The sequence below is a fragment of the Methylophaga sp. UBA3613 genome, from assembly GCF_002375415.1.
Taxonomy (GTDB): domain Bacteria; phylum Pseudomonadota; class Gammaproteobacteria; order Nitrosococcales; family Methylophagaceae; genus Methylophaga.
Map to the genome: position 1 here is coordinate 65,439 of NZ_DFLS01000009.1, position 24,317 is coordinate 89,755.

At 43.8% G+C, this 24,317-nt stretch carries 25 protein-coding genes and 1 tRNA gene; 23 read left to right on the forward strand and 3 right to left on the reverse strand.

Going from position 1 to position 24,317, the window contains the following annotated elements; genetic code table 11:
- Positions 1 to 15: 15 nt before the first annotated feature.
- The 11 genes from thrS to B3S93_RS12240 all read left to right on the forward strand — a co-directional run bounded on the left by thrS (position 16) and on the right by B3S93_RS12240 (position 10,782).
- A complete protein-coding gene (thrS, locus tag B3S93_RS12190; RefSeq protein WP_292403213.1) occupies positions 16 to 1,941 on the forward strand; it encodes a threonine--tRNA ligase in 1,926 nt (641 codons plus the stop codon).
- Positions 1,937 to 2,464, forward strand: coding sequence for a translation initiation factor IF-3 (gene infC / locus B3S93_RS12195; RefSeq protein WP_300497415.1), 528 nt, complete (start codon positions 1,937 to 1,939; stop codon positions 2,462 to 2,464). The genes thrS and infC overlap by 5 nt, the downstream gene beginning before the upstream one ends.
- Before the next feature lie 32 nt (positions 2,465 to 2,496).
- Positions 2,497 to 2,694, forward strand: coding sequence for a 50S ribosomal protein L35 (gene rpmI / locus B3S93_RS12200; RefSeq protein WP_014706666.1), 198 nt, complete (start codon positions 2,497 to 2,499; stop codon positions 2,692 to 2,694).
- Positions 2,695 to 2,709: 15 nt separating this feature from the next.
- Positions 2,710 to 3,069: a 50S ribosomal protein L20 gene (gene rplT / locus B3S93_RS12205; protein WP_014706667.1), complete on the forward strand. Its 360-nt coding sequence runs from the start codon at positions 2,710 to 2,712 to the stop codon at positions 3,067 to 3,069.
- A 103-nt stretch (positions 3,070 to 3,172) separates the two neighbouring features.
- On the forward strand, positions 3,173 to 4,210 hold the full coding sequence (gene pheS, locus B3S93_RS12210) for a phenylalanine--tRNA ligase subunit alpha (RefSeq protein WP_292403216.1): 1,038 nt from the start codon (positions 3,173 to 3,175) through the stop codon (positions 4,208 to 4,210).
- 15 nt (positions 4,211 to 4,225) lie between these two features.
- Positions 4,226 to 6,601: a phenylalanine--tRNA ligase subunit beta gene (pheT, locus tag B3S93_RS12215; RefSeq protein WP_292403219.1), complete on the forward strand. Its 2,376-nt coding sequence runs from the start codon at positions 4,226 to 4,228 to the stop codon at positions 6,599 to 6,601.
- A gap of 32 nt (positions 6,602 to 6,633) precedes the next feature.
- Positions 6,634 to 6,930: an integration host factor subunit alpha gene (gene ihfA, locus B3S93_RS12220; protein WP_014706670.1), complete on the forward strand. Its 297-nt coding sequence runs from the start codon at positions 6,634 to 6,636 to the stop codon at positions 6,928 to 6,930.
- Entirely contained in the window at positions 6,914 to 7,276 is a 363-nt protein-coding gene (locus B3S93_RS12225; RefSeq protein WP_014706671.1) for a MerR family transcriptional regulator, read from the forward strand. The genes ihfA and B3S93_RS12225 overlap by 17 nt, the downstream gene beginning before the upstream one ends.
- A 31-nt stretch (positions 7,277 to 7,307) precedes the next feature.
- Positions 7,308 to 7,384 (forward strand) — tRNA-Pro (locus tag B3S93_RS12230).
- A gap of 78 nt (positions 7,385 to 7,462) precedes the next feature.
- Positions 7,463 to 8,509, forward strand: a complete 1,047-nt coding sequence (locus B3S93_RS12235) for an NADP(H)-dependent aldo-keto reductase (RefSeq protein WP_292403221.1) — start codon at positions 7,463 to 7,465, stop codon at positions 8,507 to 8,509.
- A gap of 158 nt (positions 8,510 to 8,667) precedes the next feature.
- Positions 8,668 to 10,782 (forward strand): two-component system response regulator, encoded by a 2,115-nt coding sequence (locus tag B3S93_RS12240; RefSeq protein WP_292403225.1) that lies wholly within the window; start codon positions 8,668 to 8,670, stop codon positions 10,780 to 10,782.
- Here B3S93_RS12240 and B3S93_RS12245 read toward each other — a convergent pair.
- Positions 10,779 to 11,369 (reverse strand): MarR family winged helix-turn-helix transcriptional regulator, encoded by a 591-nt coding sequence (locus B3S93_RS12245; protein WP_292356002.1) that lies wholly within the window; start codon positions 11,367 to 11,369, stop codon positions 10,779 to 10,781. The two genes, B3S93_RS12240 and B3S93_RS12245, sit on opposite strands and share 4 nt — an antisense overlap.
- 292 nt (positions 11,370 to 11,661) lie before the next feature.
- On the opposite strand from B3S93_RS12245, the gene ectA reads away from it, so the two are divergent.
- The 5 genes from ectA to B3S93_RS12270 all read left to right on the forward strand — a co-directional run bounded on the left by ectA (position 11,662) and on the right by B3S93_RS12270 (position 16,471).
- Positions 11,662 to 12,177: a diaminobutyrate acetyltransferase gene (gene ectA / locus B3S93_RS12250; protein ID WP_292356000.1), complete on the forward strand. Its 516-nt coding sequence runs from the start codon at positions 11,662 to 11,664 to the stop codon at positions 12,175 to 12,177.
- 55 nt (positions 12,178 to 12,232) lie between these two features.
- A complete protein-coding gene (gene ectB / locus B3S93_RS12255; protein WP_292355998.1) occupies positions 12,233 to 13,594 on the forward strand; it encodes a diaminobutyrate--2-oxoglutarate transaminase in 1,362 nt (453 codons plus the stop codon).
- A gap of 84 nt (positions 13,595 to 13,678) precedes the next feature.
- Positions 13,679 to 14,083, forward strand: a complete 405-nt coding sequence (locus B3S93_RS12260; RefSeq protein ID WP_292355996.1) for an ectoine synthase — start codon at positions 13,679 to 13,681, stop codon at positions 14,081 to 14,083.
- Between the two features lie 58 nt (positions 14,084 to 14,141).
- Positions 14,142 to 15,584: an aspartate kinase gene (locus tag B3S93_RS12265; protein ID WP_292355994.1), complete on the forward strand. Its 1,443-nt coding sequence runs from the start codon at positions 14,142 to 14,144 to the stop codon at positions 15,582 to 15,584.
- A complete protein-coding gene (locus B3S93_RS12270) occupies positions 15,569 to 16,471 on the forward strand; it encodes a TPR end-of-group domain-containing protein (RefSeq protein ID WP_292403226.1) in 903 nt (300 codons plus the stop codon). The genes B3S93_RS12265 and B3S93_RS12270 overlap by 16 nt, the downstream gene beginning before the upstream one ends.
- Positions 16,472 to 16,498: 27 nt before the next feature.
- On the opposite strand, the gene B3S93_RS12275 is transcribed toward B3S93_RS12270, so the two are convergent.
- Together B3S93_RS12275 and B3S93_RS12280 are read right to left on the reverse strand one after the other, a co-directional pair.
- The gene (locus B3S93_RS12275) at positions 16,499 to 17,035 is read right to left on the reverse strand and encodes a chalcone isomerase family protein (RefSeq protein ID WP_292403230.1); all 537 of its coding nucleotides are present in this window, start codon (positions 17,033 to 17,035) and stop codon (positions 16,499 to 16,501) included.
- Positions 17,032 to 17,523 (reverse strand): nuclear transport factor 2 family protein, encoded by a 492-nt coding sequence (locus B3S93_RS12280; protein WP_292403233.1) that lies wholly within the window; start codon positions 17,521 to 17,523, stop codon positions 17,032 to 17,034. Before B3S93_RS12280 ends, B3S93_RS12275 begins: the two co-directional genes overlap by 4 nt.
- 247 nt (positions 17,524 to 17,770) lie before the next feature.
- On the opposite strand from B3S93_RS12280, the gene B3S93_RS12285 reads away from it, so the two are divergent.
- Genes B3S93_RS12285 through B3S93_RS12315 form a run of 7 tightly spaced genes read left to right on the forward strand, consistent with a single transcriptional unit; the run spans position 17,771 to position 24,316 of the window.
- Positions 17,771 to 18,703: an acyl-CoA desaturase gene (locus B3S93_RS12285; RefSeq protein WP_292403236.1), complete on the forward strand. Its 933-nt coding sequence runs from the start codon at positions 17,771 to 17,773 to the stop codon at positions 18,701 to 18,703.
- Positions 18,700 to 19,962, forward strand: a complete 1,263-nt coding sequence (locus tag B3S93_RS12290) for an NAD(P)/FAD-dependent oxidoreductase (protein ID WP_292403239.1) — start codon at positions 18,700 to 18,702, stop codon at positions 19,960 to 19,962. Before B3S93_RS12285 ends, B3S93_RS12290 begins: the two co-directional genes overlap by 4 nt.
- Positions 19,952 to 20,740, forward strand: coding sequence for a DUF1365 domain-containing protein (locus B3S93_RS12295; RefSeq protein WP_292748925.1), 789 nt, complete (start codon positions 19,952 to 19,954; stop codon positions 20,738 to 20,740). Before B3S93_RS12290 ends, B3S93_RS12295 begins: the two co-directional genes overlap by 11 nt.
- On the forward strand, positions 20,737 to 21,999 hold the full coding sequence (locus B3S93_RS12300; RefSeq protein ID WP_292403245.1) for an SAM-dependent methyltransferase: 1,263 nt from the start codon (positions 20,737 to 20,739) through the stop codon (positions 21,997 to 21,999). Before B3S93_RS12295 ends, B3S93_RS12300 begins: the two co-directional genes overlap by 4 nt.
- A complete protein-coding gene (locus B3S93_RS12305; RefSeq protein WP_292403248.1) occupies positions 21,992 to 22,534 on the forward strand; it encodes a DUF2878 domain-containing protein in 543 nt (180 codons plus the stop codon). Before B3S93_RS12300 ends, B3S93_RS12305 begins: the two co-directional genes overlap by 8 nt.
- A complete protein-coding gene (locus B3S93_RS12310; protein WP_292403250.1) occupies positions 22,521 to 23,285 on the forward strand; it encodes a DUF1295 domain-containing protein in 765 nt (254 codons plus the stop codon). Before B3S93_RS12305 ends, B3S93_RS12310 begins: the two co-directional genes overlap by 14 nt.
- Positions 23,282 to 24,316: an SAM-dependent methyltransferase gene (locus B3S93_RS12315; RefSeq protein ID WP_292403252.1), complete on the forward strand. Its 1,035-nt coding sequence runs from the start codon at positions 23,282 to 23,284 to the stop codon at positions 24,314 to 24,316. The genes B3S93_RS12310 and B3S93_RS12315 overlap by 4 nt, the downstream gene beginning before the upstream one ends.
- Position 24,317 lies beyond the last annotated feature (1 nt).

Sequence of the window (24,317 nt, forward strand, 5' to 3'; positions counted from 1 at the left end):
AACCAAGGATACAGTATGATTTCAATTACCCTTCCTGATGGCAGTCAACGCCAGTTCGATCACCCCGTTTCAATTCATGATGTTGCTGCCGATATTGGTGCTGGTTTAGCCCGTGCTGCTCTGGCCGGTAAAGTGAATGGCAAACTGGTCGATACCAATTACGTTATAGAGGATGATGCTGAACTTGCCATCATCACCGAACGTGATGAAGAAGGGCTCGATATCATCCGACATTCGACCTCACATCTGTTAGCTCAAGCCGTAAAACAACTTTATCCCGATGCACAGGTCACTATTGGCCCGGTTATCGAAGATGGCTTTTACTACGATTTTTCCTATCCAAAAGGTTTTACACCGGAAGATTTGCAGAAAATCGAAAAACGTATGGAAGAGCTGGTCAAGCAAGATCTGCAAGTGGTCCGTGAAGAAGTCACCCGTGATGCAGCAGTTCAGATCTTTCGTGAAATGGGTGAAGAATATAAAGCTCAAATCATCGAAGATATTCCTAAGGATGAAATCCTGTCAGTGTATCGACAGGGTGAATTCATGGATTTATGCCGTGGTCCGCACGTACCAAATACCGGAAAACTCAAAGCATTCAAACTGATGAAACTGGCCGGTGCTTACTGGCGTGGTAAATCTGAAAACGAAATGCTGCAACGGGTTTATGGTACAGCCTGGTCAGATAAAAAAGACCTGAAAGCCTATCTGCATCGTCTGGAAGAAGCCGAAAAGCGTGATCATCGTAAGTTGGCGAAAAGTCTGGATCTTTTCCATTTGCAGGATGAAGCGGCTGGCATGATCTTCTGGCATGACAATGGCTGGCGGATTTATCGCGAAGTGGAAAAATATATTCGCGATGTACTGGCTCAAAATGACTATCAGGAAGTGCGCACCCCTCAGGTTGTGGACCGCAGTCTGTGGGAAAAATCAGGACATTGGGACAAATTCGGTGACATGATTTTCAGTACCCATTCTGAAAATCGTGATTACGCGGTTAAACCAATGAATTGTCCTTGTCATATTCAGATATTTAATCAGGGGCTGAAAAGCTACCGTGATTTACCTTTGCGTATGGCGGAATTTGGTTCATGCCATCGTAATGAACCGTCCGGTACCTTGCATGGTTTGATGCGTCTGCGTGGCTTCACTCAGGATGATGCGCATATCTTCTGTACTGAAGATCAAATTCAGACTGAGGTTTCTACTTTTATAGATCTGTTGTTTAACGTTTATGCCGATTTTGGTTTTAACGACATTATTATTAAGTTATCGACTCGTCCGGAAAATCGTGTCGGTAGTGATGCCGTTTGGGATAAAGCGGAACATGCACTTGAACAGGCATTAAATGCCAAAGATCTGGACTGGGAACTGCAGCCGGGCGAGGGTGCGTTTTACGGACCGAAGATCGAATTCTCCTTAAAAGATTGTCTGGGGCGGGTCTGGCAATGCGGCACCATTCAGGTGGATTTCTCAATGCCAGGCCGATTGGATGCAACTTATGTGGCCGATGATGGTTCGAAACAGGTACCGGTGATGCTGCATCGTGCGATTCTTGGATCACTCGAGCGATTTATCGGTATACTCATTGAAGAATATGCTGGCGCGTTTCCGGCATGGCTTGCACCTCGTCAGGTTATGGTCATGGGAATTACCGATAAACAGTCAGATTATGTTCAACAAATTGCCCAACAATTGAAAAATCAGGGATTTAGAGCTGATGCGGACTTGAGAAATGAGAAGATTGGCTTTAAAATACGCGAGCACACATTGCGTCGCGTACCTTATCTAATCGTTGTTGGGGATCGCGAAGCACAAGAAAATGCCGTGGCAGTACGTACTCGCAAAGGCGAAGATTTAGGCGCTATGTCGCTAGAGAGCTTCGTTTCATTGCTTCAAGAAGACGTCGCTCGCCGCGGTCGAATTATTTTAGAGGATTAAAAACATCGCTACAGATCAAAAAAGGCTGAATTCTGAAATCACAGCCAGAGAAATTCGTGTAACCGATGCAAACGGTGAACAATTAGGTATTATTTCATTGGCGAAAGCCTTGGAATTAGCTGAAGAAGCCGAGTTGGATTTGGTGGAGATTGCCCCACAGGCAGAACCACCTGTCTGCCGTATTATGGATTACGGCAAGTATGTGTTTGAGGCTAATAAACAAAAGGCCATTGCTAAGAAAAAGCAAAAACAGATACAGGTAAAGGAAATAAAATTCCGACCAGGGACGGAAGAGGGTGACTATCAGGTAAAACTACGCAACCTGACACGTTTCCTCGAAGAAGGTAATAAAACCAAAGTCAGCCTCCGCTTTCGTGGACGTGAAATGGCCCATCAGGAATTAGGTCTGAAATTGCTCGAAAGAGTAGCCGATGATTTGAAAGACCTGTCGGTTATTGAGCAACATCCGAAGAAAGAAGGTCGGCAAATGATTATGGTTTTGGCGCCAAGTAATAAAAAATAACTATTAATTAAATTAACAATGCGGAGTTCCAAATGCCAAAATTGAAAAATCATAGCGGTGCAGCGAAGCGTTTCAAACGCACCGGTAGCGGAAAGTTCAAACGCGCTCAAGCGTTTACTAGCCATATCCTGACCAAGAAAAGCACTAAGCGGAAACGCCAACTGCGTTCCACGTTGACAATCTGTAAAGCAGATCATTTGTCAGTCCGCAAATTATTGCCTCTTCTATAATTAAGGAGTATTCCAATGGCTAGAGTAAAACGTGGCGTAACAGCCAGAGCCCGTCATAAAAAAGTTATCGCGCAGGCCAAAGGCTATTATGGTCGTCGCAAGAATGTCTATCGTGTAGCTGTCCAGGCAGTTACCAAAGCCGGTCAATATGCATACCGTGATCGTCGTCAGAAAAAACGTGTATTCCGTACATTGTGGATTGCGCGTATTAACGCTGCTGCCCGTGAATGTGGAATTTCGTACAGTCGTTTAATCGATGGTCTGAAAAAATCATCTATTGAAATCGATCGTAAAGTATTGGCAGATATTGCTTATCACGATTCTGCTGCATTTGCTGCTATTGCTGCAAAAGCAAAGGCGGCTTTGGCTAACTAATCAGTCGGTTCGCTTTAGCGCGGATCTTATTATTAGTTACACAGGAAAGGGCCGTTGATGACGGCCCTTTTTTATTTCTGATTGATCCTCAGGTGGAGGAAATATGGCTGAACTGTCATCGCAGTTACTGGCATTAAAAGATATTGTTGAGGCAGCGAAGTCCGCGATTCAAAACGCGACCGATGCCAAGACGCTGGATAATGTCCGGGTTGAATATCTGGGCAAAAAAGGCCTTATCACAGGGTATGTCAAAGAGTTGGGTAATCTCAGCGCGGAAGAACGACCGTTAATTGGTAAGGAAGTGAATCTGGCCAAACAGGAAGTTGCAGGTCTGACTGAAGCCAGGTCCAAGTTGCTTGCTGAGCAGGCCATGAATGCCGCTTTGGCTGCCGAAACGGTTGATGTAACTTTACCCGGTCGTAATGCTGAAGTTGGCGGTCTGCATCCGGTGACTCGCACCTTGCAACGCATTGAACAGTATTTCCGTCAAATCGGTTTTCAAATTGCCGAAGGTCCGGAAATTGAAGATGGTGATCATAACTTCACCGCATTGAATATTCCTGAAAGTCATCCAGCGCGTGCGATGCATGACACGTTTTATTTCAACGCCGAAATGCTGTTGCGCACCCATACTTCACCGGTACAGATCCGGGTCATGGAAAATGAACAGCCACCTTTACGGGTCATTGCACCGGGCCGGGTATATCGCTGTGATTCAGATTTAACCCATACGCCGATGTTCCATCAGGTAGAAGGTTTAATGGTGGATGAAAACATCAGCTTTACCGATTTGAAAGGTATTCTTGCCGATTTCCTACAGGCATTTTTTGAAAAACCACTCAATGTGCGGTTTCGACCTTCGTACTTTCCATTTACCGAGCCTTCTGCAGAAGCGGATATTGAATGTGTGATCTGTGGTGGTGAAGGTTGTCGTGTCTGTAGTCATACCGGCTGGCTGGAAGTGCTGGGTTGCGGCATGGTGCATCCTAAAGTATTCGAGCACGTCAATATTGATAGTGAAAAATATCTGGGTCTGGCATTTGGCATGGGCGTTGAGCGCCTGGCGATGTTGCGATATGGCGTGAATGATCTGCGATTATTTTTTGAGAACGATCTGCGCTTCCTGCGTCAGTTCAAATAGGATAGGAAGTTCGCCATGAAATTAAGCGAAAATTGGCTACGTGAATGGGTAAATCCTGATTTTGATGTGCAGGTTATTGCCGAGAAATTGACTCAGGCGGGTCTGGAAGTTGATTCGGTTTCGCCTGTTGCCGGGAATTTTTCAGGTGTATTAGTTGGACAGGTGAAATCAGTTGTTTCACACCCGAATGCTGACAAATTGCGTGTCTGTGAAGTGGATGTTGCTAGTGATGAGTTATTGCATATTGTGTGTGGTGCCAGCAACGTTCGGGAAGGTTTGAAAATTCCAGTTGCTATTGTTGGTGCAGTCTTGCCAGGTGATTTTAAAATTAAAAAAGCCAAACTGCGTGGTGAACCATCTTTTGGTATGTTGTGTTCTGCTAAAGAACTTGGTTTAACTGAATCCTCTGACGGCCTGATGGAATTACCGGCTGATGCACCTGTTGGTAGCGATATTCGCGATTATCTGGCATTAAATGATTTCACTATTGAAGTCGATTTAACACCAAACCGGAGTGATTGTCTGGGAGTTGCCGGTATTGCACGCGAATTGGGTGTGATTAGCCGTACCAATCTTACCCCCGTCATTATTAATGACATTGCGGCAACTGTTCAGACAACATTTCCAGTTTCAGTAGAAGCCATACAAGCCTGCCCAAATTATATTGGTCGGGTGATTGAAAATATTAATCCTGACGCCAAAACGCCGTTATGGATGCTGGAAAAACTGCGTCGCAGTGGATTACGGAGTCTGAGCGCCGTGGTGGACATCACTAATTATGTGATGTTGGAGCTGGGGCAGCCAATGCATGCATTTGATCTGCAGAAGTTACAGCAGAACATTATTGTAAGGTTTGCCAAGACAGACGAAAAACTGACTTTATTGGATGGTCAGCAAGTTGAGATTGCTGAACAGACATTAGTTATTGCCGATGCATCTGGTCCGCTGGCTCTTGCTGGTGTAATGGGTGGAGAAGCTTCCGCCGTTGATGATAAAACAACATCGCTGTTTCTCGAAGCGGCCTTTTTCACGCCTGATGCGATTGCAGGGCAGGCTAGAAGTTATGGATTGCATACTGATTCATCACATCGCTTTGAACGGGGTGTTGATCCTCAATTGGCACAACAGGCAATGCAACGGGCCACGCAGTTGATTCTGGAAATTGCCGGTGGTCAGCCAGGCCCGCTAACGATTATCAGTGAGGAAAGTGCGTTACCTGAAACGCCGCAAATTCTGCTACGTGCAAACCGTATTAAACGGGTGTTGGGAATTGAGCTGGAAGCTGCTGAAGTAGAAGAACAGCTGACTCGGTTGGGGCTGGAAGTTACAGCAGTCAGAGATGGCTGGCTGGTGATTGTGCCAAGTTTCCGTTTTGATATTAATATCGAAGTGGATTTGATTGAAGAATTAGGTCGTCTCTACGGCTATGATCGGTTGCCGCAAACCCGGCCTGAAATTAGTGTATTACCCGGTGCAATTTCAGAAAAACAGCTTGCCACAGAACGTCTGCAAAGTCTGTTGGTGGATCGAGGTTATTTTGAAGCAATCACCTACAGTTTTGTTGACCCAACATTGCAAAAACACTTTGCCGACGGTGATATCGAACCAATCAAATTAGCCAATCCGATTTCAGCGGATCTGTCTGTGATGCGTCATTCATTGTGGCCTGGTCTGGTGCAGGCGATGGTTTATAACCTGAATCGTCAGCATGACCGAATTAGGTTGTTTGAAGTTGGGCGTGTGTTCCGGGGTGAATTGGCTGATATCGATCAGTATCTTTGTATTGGCGGACTGGTCTATGGCGATATTCATCCCGAACAATGGTCAGAAAAAAACCGTAAAGTTGATTTTTATGATGTGAAAGCTGATGTCGAGGCGATATTGGCGCTGGGAAATGGCAAAGTCGAATTCCGCGCTGAACCACATCCTGCATTGCATCCTGGACAATCTGCACGTATCTATCAAAATGATAAACCAGTGGGATGGTTGGGAGCACTGCATCCCAAACTGAATAAGCCATTAGGCTTTACTGGTAAAGCGTATGTTTTCGAATTGGCATTAACGGTTTGTCTGCAATCTGCCATTCCAAAATTTACTACGCTATCGCGTTATCCTGCTATTCGCAGAGATCTCGCTTTAGTTGTCGACAATTCCATTGTAGCCGTTGAAATTGAGCATTGCCTGAAAGGTATCGAGTCTGATATTCTTAAGTCAATTCAATTGTTTGACGTTTATTCTGGAGATGGTGTCGAGCTTGGCAAGAAGAGCATTGCGGTCGCTTTCCATCTTCAACATGGTGAGCGAACCATGACCGACGATGAAGTCGATGCATTAATGCTGCAAATTACCAACAAGCTGCAAAGTGAGTTGGGTGCGGTTGTTAGAACCTAACGTCGGTTCAATAATAAGAATAGAGGTAAAGAATGGCACTCACAAAAGCCGATATGACTGAACAACTTTATGAAGAGTTGGGATTTAATAAACGTGAAGCAAAAGAACTGGTCGAAATGTTCTTTGAAGAAATCCGTGGTGCACTTGAGGAAGGTGATCAAGTGAAGCTCTCAGGATTTGGTAATTTTGAACTGCGCGACAAAAATGAACGGCCTGGCCGTAACCCTAAAACGGGTGAAGAAATTCCAATCACCGCCCGTCGTGTTGTTACCTTTCGTCCTGGCCAAAAACTGAAAGCAAGGGTGGACAGTTATGCTAGAGGCGAGTAACAACAACGAACTACCTGCAATTCCGGGTAAACGTTACTTTACCATTGGTGAAGTCAGTGAGTTATGTGGGGTGAAGCCACATGTACTACGTTATTGGGAACAGGAGTTTACTCAGCTCAAACCCGTTAAACGTCGTGGTAACCGCCGTTATTACCAACGCCATGATGTTGTGCTGATTCGTGAAATTCGTGGCTTGCTTTATGAACAGGGATTTACCATTGGTGGTGCCCGTCAGCAATTGGAAACCGAACACAAACCGGAAGCTGCACCCAGTAATGAGAATCGCAAACAACTGATTGATGAAATGCTGAAAGAGCTGGAACAAATTCGGACGATACTGGCTTAATACGTTATAATTTCACTGTTTTGTTGCTTGTCGGGGCATGGCGCAGCCTGGTAGCGCACTTGCATGGGGTGCAAGGGGTCGAAGGTTCAAATCCTTCTGTCCCGACCATACGCAACTTTAATATCATCACAACGCTCTTAATGGGCGTTGTTTTGTTTCTACTGCCTGAAAATCACAGGATCGTCTATGCAATTTAATACCCTGGGAAATAGTAATCTTAAAGTCAGCCAGATTTGTCTTGGCACAATGACTTATGGTGAACAGAATACTCAACAGGAAGCATTTGAACAGCTTGATTACGCGGTATCGGAGGGTATTAACTTCATTGATACAGCTGAGCTTTACGCAATTCCTCCCAAGGCTGAAACCTATGGTGCCACTGAAGCGATTATCGGTAATTGGTTAGCGAAACGCGGTCGACGTGATGATTTAGTGCTCGCTAGTAAAATCGCCGGGCCCGGCGCTGATTGGGTAGCGCATATACGTCAGGGTAAATCACGATTTGATGATAAAAATATCAGCGAAGCGTTAGATAATAGTTTGCAACGCCTGCAAACCGATTATCTGGATTTGTATCAATTACATTGGCCTGAACGACAAACCAATTATTTTGGGAAATTAGGGTATCAGCACGATGCCACTGAAGAAACCATGACGCCAGTCATTGAAACCCTGCAGGCACTGGAAAAACAGATAAAAGCCGGAAAAATTCGCTACATCGGTTTATCCAATGAAACTCCCTGGGGTTTGATGCAGTTTATTTCAGTGGCAAAAGCGATGAATCTGCCCGTGATTGCCTCAGTGCAGAATCCTTACAGTTTGTTAAACCGTACCTATGAGATTGGATGTGCCGAAATCAGCTATCGGGAGAATGTTCCATTATTGGCTTACTCACCCTTGGGCTTTGGTGTGCTAACCGGAAAATATTTACAGAACAATGCACCTGCCAATGCGCGAATGAGTTTATGGCCTCACTATGCCCGTTACAGCAACCCACAGGCTGTTCAAGCCACGCAGTCGTATGTTGATTTAGCACAGCGACATCAGTTGGATCCAGCGCAAATGGCATTGGCTTATGTGAATAGTCGACCATTTGTTGCGGCGACTATCATCGGCGCAACCACTATGGAACAACTAAAGACCAATATTGGCAGCGAGCAATTAATGCTTTCCGATGAAGTTGTTGCTTCGATTGAGGATATCCATAAAACCATATCTAACCCAGCCCCCTGAATCTAACTTTTCAGAAATGTGCGCTAGCGCAGGTTAAAGCTGACAACGCTATGGTAGTTTATATTCTTCTTAAATATTGCTGATATAAACTGCCGCTGATCTGTTTGGTCATTCTTATATCAGTGTTTCTTTGCTTAGAAATTCAGGTAGCTGGCAACATGGATAGTCCATCCTTTTATACCGTGCTTATTGTTGATGACGATCCGGTGACTCGCCTGCTGATGAAGCAATCACTTCAGGATCCGAACTTAACGGTTATTGAAGCCCAAAATGGTGAACAGGCAATCGATTTATTTGCCGAGCATTTACCTGATATAACCCTATTGGATGTCTCCATGCCTGGCATGGACGGATTTACCTGCTGTCGAAAGTTACGTTCACTTCCCAAAGGGCAACAGTCAGCGATTGTTATGGTGACCATTCATGACAAAGTTGATGACATTGAAAAAGCATTCGAAGCTGGTGCAACAGATTTTATAACCAAACCTTTCAAGTGGCCGTTATTTGCCCACCGAATCCGTTACATTCTCAAAGCCAACAATACCCTGCGCGAGCTCAGTCAGAGTCGCTCAAAACTGGCCAAGGCACAGGCAATTGCCCATCTGGTTTACTGGGAATGGAATTTTAAGCAGAATGAAATTGAATGCAGTGCTGATCTGCATCGGTTATTGGGTATCGAGGATACCTCCCAAGGAATTTCATTCAAGCAGATTCTTCGTCGTATCTTCCCCGAAGACAGACCTTTATTTAAGCAGGCTCTACGTCGGGCAATACAGAGTAAATATCCCTATGATATTGAATATCGTATTCAGTTAGATAATGGCGAATTATTTTATTTGCATGAACGCACGGAAATTATCGAGGATTATAGTGGGTGGAAGATTGTTGGCACTTTGCAGGACATCACCTCACTTAAACGTTCAGAGCAGGAAATTGCTTACTTTACCTATTACGATACGCTGACCGACTTACCAAATCGCCGCTTGTTTATTGAACAGTTGGAAACCGCAATTGCCCGGGCCCGGCATAAAAAACAATCGCTAACGTTGATGTTTATCGATCTGGATCACTTTAAACATATCAATGACACCTATGGTCATGCAGTTGGTGATGCATTGTTATGTGAAGCCGCAGCAAGAATTAAGGATTGTCTGCGGGATGCAGATTTGATTGCGGTAAGTAAGGATAAGGATGATCGCGTTGCCCGGTTCGCTGGCGATGAGTTTACGGTAATGCTGACCAATATTGATAATGTGGATGTACTGGCAAATATAGCGCAACGCATTGTTGCCAAGTTTGAAAAATCATTTGATATAAAAGGTTACAACGTTTTCAGTACGGTCAGTATTGGTATTGCACTTTTCCCTGAGGATGGCGATAACGTACAAAGTTTGATGCAACATGCTGATGTGGCAATGAATCACGCAAAGGAACTGGGACGTAATAATTACCAGTTCTTTTCAGCAGAAATGAATGATTATTTGTATGAGCGATTGCAAACCGAACAGGATCTCCGCCAGGCATTGGAACGCAATGAATTTCTGTTGTTTTATCAGCCACAAATTGATGTAAAAACACAGCAGATTATTGGTTTTGAAGCTTTGTTGAGGTGGTTGCATCCGATAAAGGGTCTGCTAGGTCCACTCACCTTTATTGATGTGGCCGAAAAGACCGGTTTGATCATTGCCATTGGCGAATGGGTTTTGCAACAGGCATGTTTACAAACTCGCAAATGGCAAAAACGTTTTGATATTCACTGGCGGGTTTCGGTGAACCTGTCTGCAATGCAGTTTAATCAGCAGTTATTGCTGGAGCAGGTTGGACTAAGTCTTAAGAACTCGGGGCTTCCAGCATCTTCTCTAGAATTGGAAATCACGGAAACGGCTATGCTCAAGGATGTAATGGAAACTATTCCATTACTCAGAGCATTAAAAGACATGGGAGTAGGGCTGGCAATTGATGATTTTGGAACCGGTTATTCTTCATTAAGTTATTTGAAAAATTTCCCGATTGATACGTTGAAAATTGATAAAAGTTTTGTTGATGAAATTGTTGAAAACCCTAAAGATGCTGCGATTGCACGGACCATTGTCCAACTTGCAGATAATCTGGGGTTGAGAACCATTGCCGAAGGCGTTGAAACCATTGAGCAGGTAAACATGCTGACGACAATGGGCTGTAAGGAATTACAAGGGTATTACTATAGTAAACCCCTGCCAGTGAGTGAAATTGAACGTCTGCTTGAGAGCGGAAATGGCCTGCAAGATTCCTAACGTTTTTTTGCAGACATTTTAACGACATCCTGTTCATCCTCGTACCGATCCAGCAAACCAATATCAAGAACAGGTGAGGCATCAATATGCTGGGCGTCCATCATTTGAGCAACCCGTTTTATAGCGGACATTATCATTGCCTGTTCCCATTCATCCAGTTTACTGAATTCACGAGTAAAACGATCCTGTAAAGGAATAGGCGCGCTTTTAAGTGTTTCTGTAGCGGTCTCAGTCAGGTATGCATGAACTTTACGTTTATCGGTCTGAGAGCGTTGTCGATAAACCAATCCACGTTTTTCCAGCCGGTCCAGAATAGTGGTCACTGTCGCTTGACTTAAACTCATCTCCTGAGCCAATTCACCTATGGTTACTTGCCCCTTATCCCGCAATGTTTGTAATAAAAGTATCTGGGGTGCGGTCAAGCCGGTGGTTTTAGCCAGGTATTTGGAATGTAGGTCGGTGGCGCGGATAACCCGACGCAATGCAATAAGCACTTCTTCAATATGATTCAACAGGTGTTCCCTTTGCTCTTTATCTAGACCAAGTGCGTCTATAGTTTCAGTATTAATTTGAATTGAATTCAACATATTTTCCCACGTTTCTTTAATGAATATTTCAACTTGGGGTAAACCGCTTTACGAGTCTTATCGGCTAAACAGCCAGACTTTTATACAAACCATTTTAAAGAGCTCGAATTAAATAATAGAGCGCAAAGTGGTCTGGACTTTTAATTTGTTTAGTGTACTATATATTTAGATTCTGTCATCTGCAAGTCATAAATGCATGATTATATTAATTAAACGTAATTATGATGGAATTTACAGATTTTTTTACATCACTAAGTACTTAGTGCCATAAACATTAGAGTTGATTACATATATGAGCCAAGTAAAGACTGCACCTTTACCAATTGAGTTAGTGCAACCAACGGCAGAACTTGGTGCAGCCGTGCATAAACTTATTTCTGAATGCCCACCGTTAGATACCAATTCGATGTATTGCAACTTATTGCAAAGCAGTCACTTTGCCGAGACAGCTGTAGCAGCTGTTCTTGATAATGAATTGGTAGGGTTTATTTCCGGATACCGCATACCACAACGCCCTGAAACATTATTTGTCTGGCAGGTTGCCGTTGGTGAAAAGGCCCGAGGTCAAGGACTTGCCGGAAGAATGCTTAAAGAAATTCTGTCGCGTGAACAAAACCGTGACATTAAGCGAATCGAAACGACGATAACCCCAGACAATAAAGCTTCCTGGGCGTTATTTGAAAGCCTTGCCCGTAAGCTTGATACCGAGATTAGCAGTAGCGTAATGTTTGATCGAAAACAACATTTTGCCGATCAGCATGATACTGAAATGTTAGTCAAAGTCGGTCCGTTTAAACCAATAGCTTAATTAATACTGAATTCAGGTCAGCGATGGCCACAATTTTCACAGGAGAGAAAAGCGAATGAAAATTTTTGAAGAGATCGAATCAGAAGTGCGTTCATATGCCCGCGCGTTCCCTCGTCTATTTGACAAAGCCCAAGGCGAGTTGATTTACGACGATGAGGGTAATGAATATATAGACTTTCTGGCTGGTGCCGGTTCGCTGAATTATGGTCACAATCATCCTTTATTCAAAGAGAAACTGATTGAATATATCCAACGTGATGGCATTACTCAGGGGCTGGACTTACATACTCGTGCCAAGGGTGAGTTCCTGGAAAGCTTTAACGAGAATATTCTGAAGCCACGTGACCTTGATTACATTGTCATGTTTACTGGTCCTACCGGAACCAATGCAGTCGAAGCGGCATTAAAAATTGCCCGTAAAAAAACCGGTCGTGAAAATATTATTTCGTTTACAAATGGCTGGCATGGACAGACCCTTGGTGCCTTATCGGTAACAGGTAATTCAACTCACCGTGGTGGAGCTGGTATTGCTTTACATGGTTCAACCCGAATTCCTTATGATGGTTACTTAGGTGATGATTTCGATACTACTAATCTGCTCGACAAGATGTTGTCGGATTCCAGTAGTGGTGTCGACAAGCCGGCCGCGGTGATTGTTGAAACTGTACAAGGCGAGGGCGGTATCAATGCTGCTTCAATGACCTGGTTACAAAGTCTTTCAGAAATCTGCAAACGCCATGATGTTTTATTGATTGTTGATGATATTCAGGCAGGTTGCGGCCGTACCGGTACTTTCTTCAGTTTTGAAGAAGCCGGCATTTACCCTGATATCGTCACCTTATCCAAATCACTCAGTGGGTATGGTCTGCCATTTGCTGTCGTGCTGATGAAGCCTGAAGTCGATCAGTGGTCACCGGGTGAGCATAACGGTACCTTCCGTGGCAACAATCATGCGTTTGTCACTGCTAAAGCCGCACTCGATTATTTCTGGAAAGACGATAAATTTGCCAAGGAAGTTCAGCGCAAAGGTCAATACATTGCTGATCGCGTTGACACAATTGTTGCGAAATACGGTGAAGGTAACTTTAACTCACATGGTCGTGGCATGTTCCGCGGTATTAATTGTGTCAATGGCGAACTGGCTGGACAAATTACCCGTAAATGTTTCCAGAAAGGTTTAATTATCGAAACCAGTGGTGCAGACGATCATGTTGTGAAATTCCTTTGCCCACTTACTATCAAAGATGAAAATCTGAAAAAAGGTATCGATATTCTGGAGCAGGCTATTAAAGAAGTTTGCGATAAAGCAGACAGCATTCCGGAAGAAAAGGATTTTTTTGAAGGTGATTATTCAGTAAGCGATGAAGCCAGTAAATCTGATGTGGTTGAGCCGGAAAGCAAAAAAGCGGCAAGTTAATAAACCTCTCAACCCACTATTAACAATCCGGTGAGCGGCTTTCCGTTCACCGGATATTGCAAAGCATTTACAGAGGACAAAATCATGATTGTCAGACAACTTCAAGAAGCTCAAAAAACCTCACGTCGTATCGTTTCACCGGACGGTAACTGGGAAAGCACCCGTATGTTATTGAAAGATGACAACATGGGGTATTCATTCCATATCACCACTATCTATGCCGGTGCTGATTTTCGCATGCATTACCAAAATCATCTGGAGTCTGTTTACTGCATTAGCGGTGAAGGTGAAGTGGAAACGCTAGATGATGGCAAGGTCTACAAAATTACCCCGGGTACTTTATACAACCTGGATAAACATGATCGTCATATCCTGCGTGCCTTTAAAGAGCTTCATCTGGCTTGTGTTTTCAATCCACCATTAAATGGCAAAGAAGTACACAACGCTGAAGGTGCTTATGAGTTAGACGCCGAAGCAGTAACTGAATAACAGGCAATGCAGCCTTTCCGGTTTAGCCCGGAGTACAACGAATTAACAGAGAGTAGATATGCAATTTCATACGGTAGAAAAAATAGGCGGCACTTCCATGAGCGACTATGTCGCAGTGCGCGACAATATTATTCTGAAACCGGTTCATAACGAGTCAATTTACAATCGTGTGTTTGTTGTTTCAGCTTATGGTGGTATTACCAACCTTTTGCTTGAGCATAAGAAAAATGGCACTTCTGGTGTTTACGCTGAATTTGCCAACAGTTTGAATGATGATAGCTGGATGGAAGCGATGGAAAAGCTCAAACAAGAGATTTTTTCCATCAACCAGCAATTGTTTAAAGATAAAAAAACACTAAACAAAGCTAATGAGTTTATTGGCGAACGTCTTGATGATGCAGAACGGGTATTGGCAGATCTGCAACGACTTTGCCAGCATGGTCACTTTGCCTTGGATATGCATCTGGCAACAGTACGTGAAATGCTGGCCAGTATTGGCGAGGCTCACAGTGCCTGGAATACGGCAACTTTACTTAAAAAAGACAAGATCAATGCCCGTTATGTTGATTTGACCGGTTGGCAGACCGACAAGCACATGAAACTTGATGAACGAATTGATAAAGCGTTTGCCAAAATTGATTTGAGTAAAGAGTTACCCATCGTGACCGGGTATGCCCATAGTGATGATGGTCTGATGTCGACCTTTGATCGCGGCTACAGCGAAATGACGTTTAGCCGTATTGCTGTATTAACCAATGCCAATGAAGCGATTATTCATAAAGAGTTTCATTTAAGCAGCGCTGATCCGCGTCTGGTAGGTGAAGACAATGCTGTGCCGATTGGCCGGACCAATTATGATGTGGCTGATCAATTAGCCAATCTGGGTATGGAAGCTATTCACCCTAAAGCGGCAAAAGGCTTACGGCAGAATAATATTCCATTAAGGGTGAGAAACACCTTTGAACCTGAACATGCCGGAACATTAATCACCGGTGACTATATCAGTAGCAAACCTTGTGTAGAAATTATCGCCGGCTGCAAACATGTTTATGCATTTGAGCTGTTTGATCAGGATATGGCGGGCAATATTGAAAATTATGATCGTGAAATCCTGGCCCAGATCCGCAAAAACAAGGCCCATATTATTTCCAAAGATATTAATGCCAACACCATTACGCATTATCTTACTGCCAGCCTGAAGAATATTCGGCGGATTAGGGAAGCTTTACAGGAACAATTTCCGGAAGCTGAAATTAATCAGCAGAAAGTGGCCATTGTGTCAGCGATTGGTAGTGATATGAAAATCCCCGGTATTCTGGCACGTACGGTCAGTGCTTTGGCTGAGAAAAATATCAGTGTATTGGCCATGCATCAGTCAATGCGTCAGGTAGATATGCAATTTATTATTGACGAAGATGACTATGCTGATGCCATCAAAAATCTACACAGTTATTTAGTAGAGGTTCATGATCACGGCAGAGCCATATGCCTCGCGTCTTAATAGCTTTATGTTTTTTATGCTTGCCACTATTGGCAATTGCAGAGCCAGAAACTCAGGTGGCCCCATTATCTGATGAGCAAATGCAACAATTTGAAGCTGAAGTTGACGTATTGGAAGAACCGCTCTATTCACCGTTCATAGAACGTTATGTTTTGGATGAATTGAAGCAATTGCGTACTGACATGGCATCACAACGCAATGAAATGATTCAGCAGATTGTAAACCGTGAAATTAACGCGGTGGATAAAGCGGTCACTTATTCAACCAACACGGTTACCTATTTTTTCTATCTGATTGCAGGTGCAACATCGATATTAGTTCTGGTGGGATGGACATCGATTCGGGAAATCAAAGAGCGGGTGCACTCGCTGGCAGATGAAGAGATCTCAAAACTAGTGATGGAATACGAGCAGCGGTTACACGCTATAGAATTGCAACTTAATCAGAAAACACAGCATATTGCAGAGAACCGCGAAGAGATTGAGCGAACTCAGGAACTGCAGTCATTATGGCTACGTGCTGCCCAGGAAAATACGGCATCACATAAAATCGGTATTTATGATCATATCCTGAAGATTAAACGCGATGATTGTGAGGCATTGACCTATAAGGCTGACGCGGTACTTGAATTAGGTGAGCCTCAATGGGCAGCCAATCTTTGCCATCAGGCTTTATTGATTGATCCACTAAACAGCCATGCGTTTTATCAGCTGGCATGTGCTTATACGACAATGGGGCAATTTGAAGAAGCGCTGTATTATCTTAAACAAGCTATTTCGCGCAGTGAAAGTTATCGAGAAGAAATTGCTCTGGAACCGGCATTACAGCCTTTGCAGGATCATCCGGGCTTACAAAAGCTGTTATATCCCAGTGAAGAAAAGAGTTAACATATTTGAACCCGCCAACAGGCGGGTTTAGTTTTTCAGGCCTGCCAATAAGTCTTCTTTGATTCCTTTGCTGAAAGGATCTTTGCCAAACCAGATATCAAAGTAAGCTTTACCAAGTTGAGCATCGTCGCTTTTGCTCAGTTGTTGACCATTTTTGAATAGCAACAAGCCTGATTCAGATGAATAGCGGATATCATAACGATCACCTTCTTCTGCTTTCTGATAGCCAGCATTGAAATCCAATAATGCCATTTCAATTGATTTGAACAAATCCTCATCCAGATTACGCCGTAGCAATTCCACTGAAGATTTTTGAAAATCCTCGGCATCAAAACTTCGCTTATAAATAAATGAAAGTTGAATTGACTGGCTGGTCAATGCACTATCATCACTGCATTGTTCACGATACAAAGCAACATCACCGAGATTGAACAACATCACTTTAATAGGCACGGCTGAACATTGTTGCAGGGTAGAATTATCCAGCTGTATTTCTGATTCAAAGCTGTTCGCACTGGCAAGGTGAAAAGGAAGCAATGAAAAAAACAGAATGCGGTTTATCATAATTTTTCCCGTATTTTCTTCAGGGAGTAACCAATAATCGGCAAGTGTTGATAAAACCCATCCACACCATCCCAGAAATCCTGATGTAAGATAATCTTGCCCTGTTCATTAAAGCGTAATTGGCTGATACCAATCGATTTGCTGTCGACTTGCTTTCCCATTACCTTAAATTGCATTTGCATTATCCAACGCACATAGATGTCGTTACCACTGCGAGCAACATCCTGAACCCGTACATCGAGACGATCAACCTGTTGCCCGGTCTGTTCCATGTATTCTATGAGTTCATTTCTGTCAGTAATGGTTCGAAAGGTGTCGTTAAAATAAAGTTGTTCAGCATAGGTTTGACGAATAATATCTGCCACTTCGCCATGTTGAGCCTGATTAAACACCTCAATAAAGCCATTTACAGCCTCATTGTTTTCAACTGGCTGCGAACCTTTTGATTCAAGAGCTTTCTGGTAGTCATTTACATAAGCACTTTGCATAGAATTTCCACTACAGGCTGCTGTTAAAACGAATATGGGGAAGAACCACGTCAATTTTAGCGTTGGGGGGATCTTTAACATGGTTCTTTTCCGATGAACTTTATTAGTCTGCTCATCAAAGCGTAATGATTGTGAAAATGAAGTGAAGGGGCTGCCAGGCTCTGAAAGAGCAACACGCCCTTAACTCTTCACATGCAATTCACACTTTGCTGACTAAGATTCACATCGTCTAGAAAAGAGATACTTCATGAAATCAATTCGACAATGGTTTGACAATGGTGAAGCCGGTTTATCTGTTGCCGAACTTGGTGACGGAGATACTGGTGTTGATTGGTTAAGGGTTATCCCTTTTCTATTTATGCATCTGGCTTGTGTGTCAGTTATTTTTGTGGGCATTTCTCCAATTGCAGTGATTGTTGCAGTCGCTTTATATTTAATCAGGATGTTTGCCATAACAGCATTTTATCATCGTTATTTTTCACACAAATCCTTTAAAACATCACGGACGGTGCAATTTATTTTTGCATTTATTGGTGCAACTGCAACACAACGCGGACCGTTATGGTGGGCAACACATCATCGTCAGCATCATCGTCATGCAGATCAGCCAGCGGATCCTCATTCTCCCAAACAGGGTTTTTTTTGGAGCCATATGGGCTGGTTTCTTTCAGGAAAACATTATCAAGCTGATTACAGCCTGGTTCCGGATTGGAAAAGGTTTGCTGAACTACGCTGGCTGGATCGATACGATTTGATCGCACCGGTTATACTGGCAGCAAGTTTATTTATTACAGGCGTATTGCTGGAAAAGCTTGCTCCAGGACTGGGTACCGATGGATGGCAAATGTTGGTGTGGGGATATTTTATTTCGACGGTAGTGTTATTACATGCAACTCTGTTGATAAACTCGATGGCGCATCGAATTGGTAAAAAACGCTATTCAACAGGCGATGAAAGCCGTAATAATTTTGTGCTGGCATTATTGACCCTGGGGGAGGGATGGCACAACAATCATCACCATTATCCTGCCTCTGCCAGACAAGGATTTTATTGGTGGGAAATCGATATAAGTTATTACCTGCTAAAACTCATGCAAAAAACTGGACTCATCTGGGATGTCCGCACAGTGCCGCTTCACAAACGCGAAAGCAAGAAAATCCTCTCTGAGGCCGCTGTATGAAAATTGCGGTTGTTGGTGGCGGAATCTCCGGTTTGACTTCAGCTTATTATCTGGCCAAAAAACATGAAGTTACTGTGTTTGAAGCCGGTAATTATCTAGGCGGCCATACCGATACGCATTCTATAGAGATTTCTGGCAAAGCTTTTCATGTTGATACGGGCTTTATTGTTTTTAATCAACAGAATTATCCAAATTTCAGCAAATTATTAACCCAATTAGGAGTGGAAAGTCAGCCCACTGAGATGAGCTTTAGTGTCAGTAATGCCACTTCAGGTCTGGAATATAACGCTACTGATTTAAATAAATTATTCTGTCAGCGTCGTAATCTGGTGAGTTTTCGTTTTTATAGAATGTTGTGGGATTTGGTACGGTTTTATCGTGAAGCCCCGTTATTATTAAATGAAGATGATGACGGTCTGACATTGGGCCAATATCTGGCAATCAATAATTACAGTGATATTTTTATCAATGACCATTTAATCCCTATGGCGTGTGCTTTGTGGTCAGGTCCCAGTCTTTCAGTGGTGGATTTCCCGGCGCAGTATTTTATTCGTTTTATGCATAATCATCACATGCTGTCGCTGACGGACAGACCTCAATGGCGTGTGGTTAAAGGTGGCTCAAAGACTTATGTTGATGCGCTGGTGCAGCAAACAAATGCAGAGTTTATGACAGGCTCACCCATTCAACGGATAGAGCGAAATATCCATGGTGTGAGCTTATCGGTACATGGAGAGAAGCGTCATTTTGATAAAGTAATCATCGCTGCACATGCGGACCAGGCATTACGTATGCTGGATCAGCCCAGTGAAACGGAAGTGGCCGTTCTCGGGGGAATAGGCTTTCAGGAAAACGAGATGCATCTGCACACAGATGCAGATATATTGCCGAAAAATACTCAGGCATGGGCCAGCTGGAATGTTCGCGTAAGCCCTGAATTGAGTCAGCAATGTACCGTGAGTTATCACATGAATACGCTGCAAAGTCTGAATGCTCCAGCAGAGCTGATCGTCTCGTTAAATTCCGGACATTTGATTGACCCGAAAAAAGTCCTGGTGCATCGACGTTATGCCCATCCAATTTATAATCTCTCCACGCTTAATGCTCAGCGTCGCTGGCAGGAAGTTGCTGATACCCAGCATACTTTTTACTGTGGTGCATATTGGGGGTGGGGATTTCATGAGGATGGGGTGAGCAGTGCCCTGCGGGTGATTGATGCTCTGGAAAATTCTCAGCAGGGAGTCGCCGATGTTGCCTGATGGAATTTATCGTGGTTGGGTGCATCATCAGCGTCATCTGCCAAAAATTCATGAGTTTCAGTATCCACTGGCGATGCTGATGCTGGATTTGGATGAGCTGCAATCACATTTTAAACGCTCGCGTTTCTGGTCATTGGAACGCTTCAATCTGATTAGTTTTTATCGTAAGGATTATCTGCAATCCGACGAGGCTGATTTGAAACAGGCGGTGGTGGCGTTGATACAGCAACGGAGTGGTGAGTCGTTCTCAGGTACGGTAAAAATCCTGACTCATCCGCGTTATCTCGGGTTTGTATTCAATCCGGTAACGTTCTATTTCTGTTTCGAACAGCAACAGCTCAAGTTTATTGTCTCCGAAATTAACAATACACCTTGGAATGAACGTTATGCCTATGTATTGAAAGTAAATCAGCAACAAAACCAGCCATGGCGTTTTGATTTTGACAAGCAGTTTCACATTTCACCGTTTATGCCGATGGATATTCAATATCACTGGCGTTTTCAGCTGGAACAAGATGCCATCAATATCAACATGGTGTTAATGCGCGAAGGAGAGCGCCAGTTTGATGCGACATTACAGGCTGATTTCCAGCCAATGACCGCAAGAAGCATGCGTTGGTTACCTATACGCTATCCACTACAGACGCTCAGAGTTGTTATGCGTATTTATTGGCAGGCGTTACGCTTATGGGGAAAGCATACCCCTTCGTTCAGTCATCCTGATCAACAAGCCGATACCGTGACCCAGCCTGTTATACCCAATGGAGAGGATAAATGAGTAAATCGGCCGTCATTGAAACACAAAGTGGCAAACCCAGCCGACTGTCAAAACTGTATGAAAAAGCTGTTATTGGTCAGCTAGGCAGGATCCAGAAAGGCTGTATTCATTTACATACAGCAGGTGAAGTTTATGAATTAGGCGATCCACAGGACGATCTATCGATTAGTCTGACCGTTTATGATCGGCGCTTTTTTGAAGCTGTCGTACAAGGCGGCAGCGTCGGCGCTGCTGAATCGTACATGCAGGGCGACTGGCATTGTAGTGATTTAACTGCATTGGTGAGAATTCTGGTGCGTAACCAGTCATTGACTGATGAACTCGAACAGGGCTTTGCCAGAATTACCGGTGCGTTATTAAAAGGCTTTCACTGGCTTAATCGCAATAGCCGAAAAGGTAGCCGCAAGAATATTGCTGCCCATTACGATTTGGGCAATGAGTTATTTGAGTTGTTTCTGGATAAAGACTGGATGATGTATTCATCCGGCCTGTATTACAGCGGTACTGAATCTCTTGAAACAGCTCAGCGGCAAAAGCTGGCGAGACTGTGTGACAAGCTGGATTTACAGCCGACAGATCATCTGCTGGAGATTGGTACGGGTTGGGGAGGTTGTGCGGTATTTGCAGCTCAGCATTATGGTTGCAGAGTCACAACAACGACTATTTCCCGGCAACAATATGATTATGCTGTTCAGCGTGTAGCAAAAGCGGGTCTCGCTGACAAGATAACAGTATTGCTTGAAGATTACCGTGATCTGCGAGGGCAATATAACAAGCTGATTTCGATTGAAATGGTTGAGGCGGTGGGGCATCACTATATCGATGACTATTTTCAGCGGTGTGCAGACTTATTAACCCCAGATGGCCTGGCCATCATTCAAGCGATTACGCTGGAAGATCACCGTTATGCCCAGGCAGTCAAATCAGTGGATTTTATCAAGCGGTATATTTTCCCGGGCAGCTTTATCCCCAGTGTCACTGTGCTGAGTAATGCTGCTGCCAAAGCCAAGCTAAAACTCACCAGCCTTGAAGACATTGGCCCAAGTTACGCGATTACTCTGGCCACCTGGCGTGAACGTTTTAACGCTTCTCTGGATAAAGTTCGCGCCATGGGGTATCCGGATTCATTTATTCGGATGTGGGAGTTTTATCTTTGCTACTGCGAAGGTGGTTTTGCCGAACGCAGTATCAGTGACGTGCACTTACTATTCAGTAAAGTCAAAAACCGGCGTGCCCAGTGGTGTCCAGAATATGCCTGATCGTCTGACGATAGTTAATTTTTTACTGTTTCAAATCGGTTGGTTTGTCTGTGTATTAAGCGGGGCCGCGGAGTTGAATTCACCGGCCGTTATTTTTACCGTCGCCCTTTTGATCTTTCATTTTCGTTTTTATCGCTGGAAACAGATTGATTACAAACTGGTGCTGGCGGCAATTTTAATCGGTGTCGTGCTGGATTCGAGCTGGTCAGCCTGGAATTTAATGGCTTATCAAGCTCAAACTATTGAACCGATTGCACCCTGGTGGATATGGTGTTTATGGATTAATTTTGCGTTAACGCTTAATCACTCGCTGTCATGGTTATTAAGACGACGTGTGATGGCGGGGATATTTTCTGCGGTTGCAAGTCCTGTTTCCTATTATGCAGGCAGTCATTTAGGTGCACTAGACTGGCTGCAACCAGAAATATTAATCGTAGTACTAGCCATTAGCTGGGGATTGGCAATTCCATTATTACTGACATTGGCCAATTATTGGCGCAATCAAGAATCAGGAAAACAACATGCTGTGGTTTAGTCTTTTCATTGTATCTTTAATAATGCTGGGCGGTTGGTTTTGGCAAATTCGCAGTAAAAATGCCGGAATTGTCGACGTATTGTGGGCTTTTTCATTAAGTTTTCTGGCTTTCTTTCATTTGCTGACCAGTGAAGGCTATTTGCCGCTGAGCATTATGGCATCGGGAATCATGCTGCTTTGGTATTTGCGTTTGGGAACACACCTCGCCCAAAGAGTATTAGGTGAAGATGAAGATGGACGTTATAAATATCTGAGACAGTACTGGGGCGGAAAAACGAATTTTTACCACTTTTTCTTTTTCCAGTTTCAGGCTTTATTGGCGTGGGGATTTGCCATTCCAGTCTGGTTTATCACTCAGGGACAGATTGAATCTTTAGGGCTCGCTCAATATGCCGGCCTTGCTGTCGCGATTATTGCTATTGCCGGGGTCACTATAGCGGATAAGCAATTAGCCAATTTCAAAGCTGATCCGAAAAATAAAGGTGAAGTCTGCGAAACAGGCTTGTGGAATTATTCCAGACATCCGAATTACTTTTTCGAATGGTTACACTGGTTTAGCTATCCCTTAATGGCGATTGGCATAGAACACGCAGCGTGGCTCTGGTTGGCACCATTAGTGATGTTGTTATTTCTGTATTTCATAACCGGCATACCCTACACCGAACAACACGCGATTCGCAGTCGTGGGGATAAATATCGTCGCTATCAACAAACAACCAGTGCATTTATTCCCTGGAGGAAAAAAATATGAGCCTGATCACTATCGCTGAAAAAGGCCTAGTGCCTGACATGTTAGTAAGAGTTGGTATTCGCAGGCTGCTTAAGCAACGCCTGCAAGATGAAAATGCCTATGATCCGGAAGCCGCCAGTGAAATCAAAAATCAATGCATGGAAATGCTACGAAACAGTCCGATTGCGATAGAAACCCAGGCGGCTAATGAACAACACTACGAAGTACCAGCTGAATTTTATCAGCTGTCTTTAGGCAAACATCTTAAATACAGCGGTTGCTGGTGGGATGATTACACCTTATCACTGGATCAGGCCGAAAAGGCTATGCTGGATATTTATCTCGAGCGGGGTGATTTCAAAAACGGGCAGGATATTCTTGAACTGGGCTGCGGTTGGGGGTCACTGACTTTATATATGGCTGAACGTTTTCCGTATTCACGAATCACTGCTGTATCAAATTCCAATTCGCAACGAGAATATATTGAAAAGCAAGCGTTTTCCCGCGGATTAACCAATATTCATATCATTACCTGCGATGTCAATAAACTGGAACTGAACACGCAATATGACCGGATTGTCTCGATAGAAATGTTCGAACATATGCGTAATTATCAGCAGCTGCTCAACAATGTAAGTTGCTGGCTAAAGTCTGACGGCAAGCTTTTTGTGCATATTTTCTGTCATCGTAATGTCGTTTATCCTTTCGAAACTGAAGGCGATGATAATTGGATGGGACGCTACTTTTTTACCGGTGGATTGATGCCTTCAGCAGACACGTTATTGCATTTTCAGGATGCTCTGCAGATTGAAAAGCAGTGGTTGGTCAATGGTCAGCATTATCAGAAAACAGCTGAAGCCTGGCTGGAAAATACGGATAAAAATGCCAGACAGATTAAAGCGTTGTTTGATGAAACCTACGGTAAAGGGGAGGGCGCTATCTGGCTACAGCGATGGCGGTTATTCTTTATGGCCTGTGCTGAATTATTTGGCTATCGCGATGGAACCGAGTGGTTGGTCACGCATTATTTATTCTCAAAGCGAGTAAACTGAG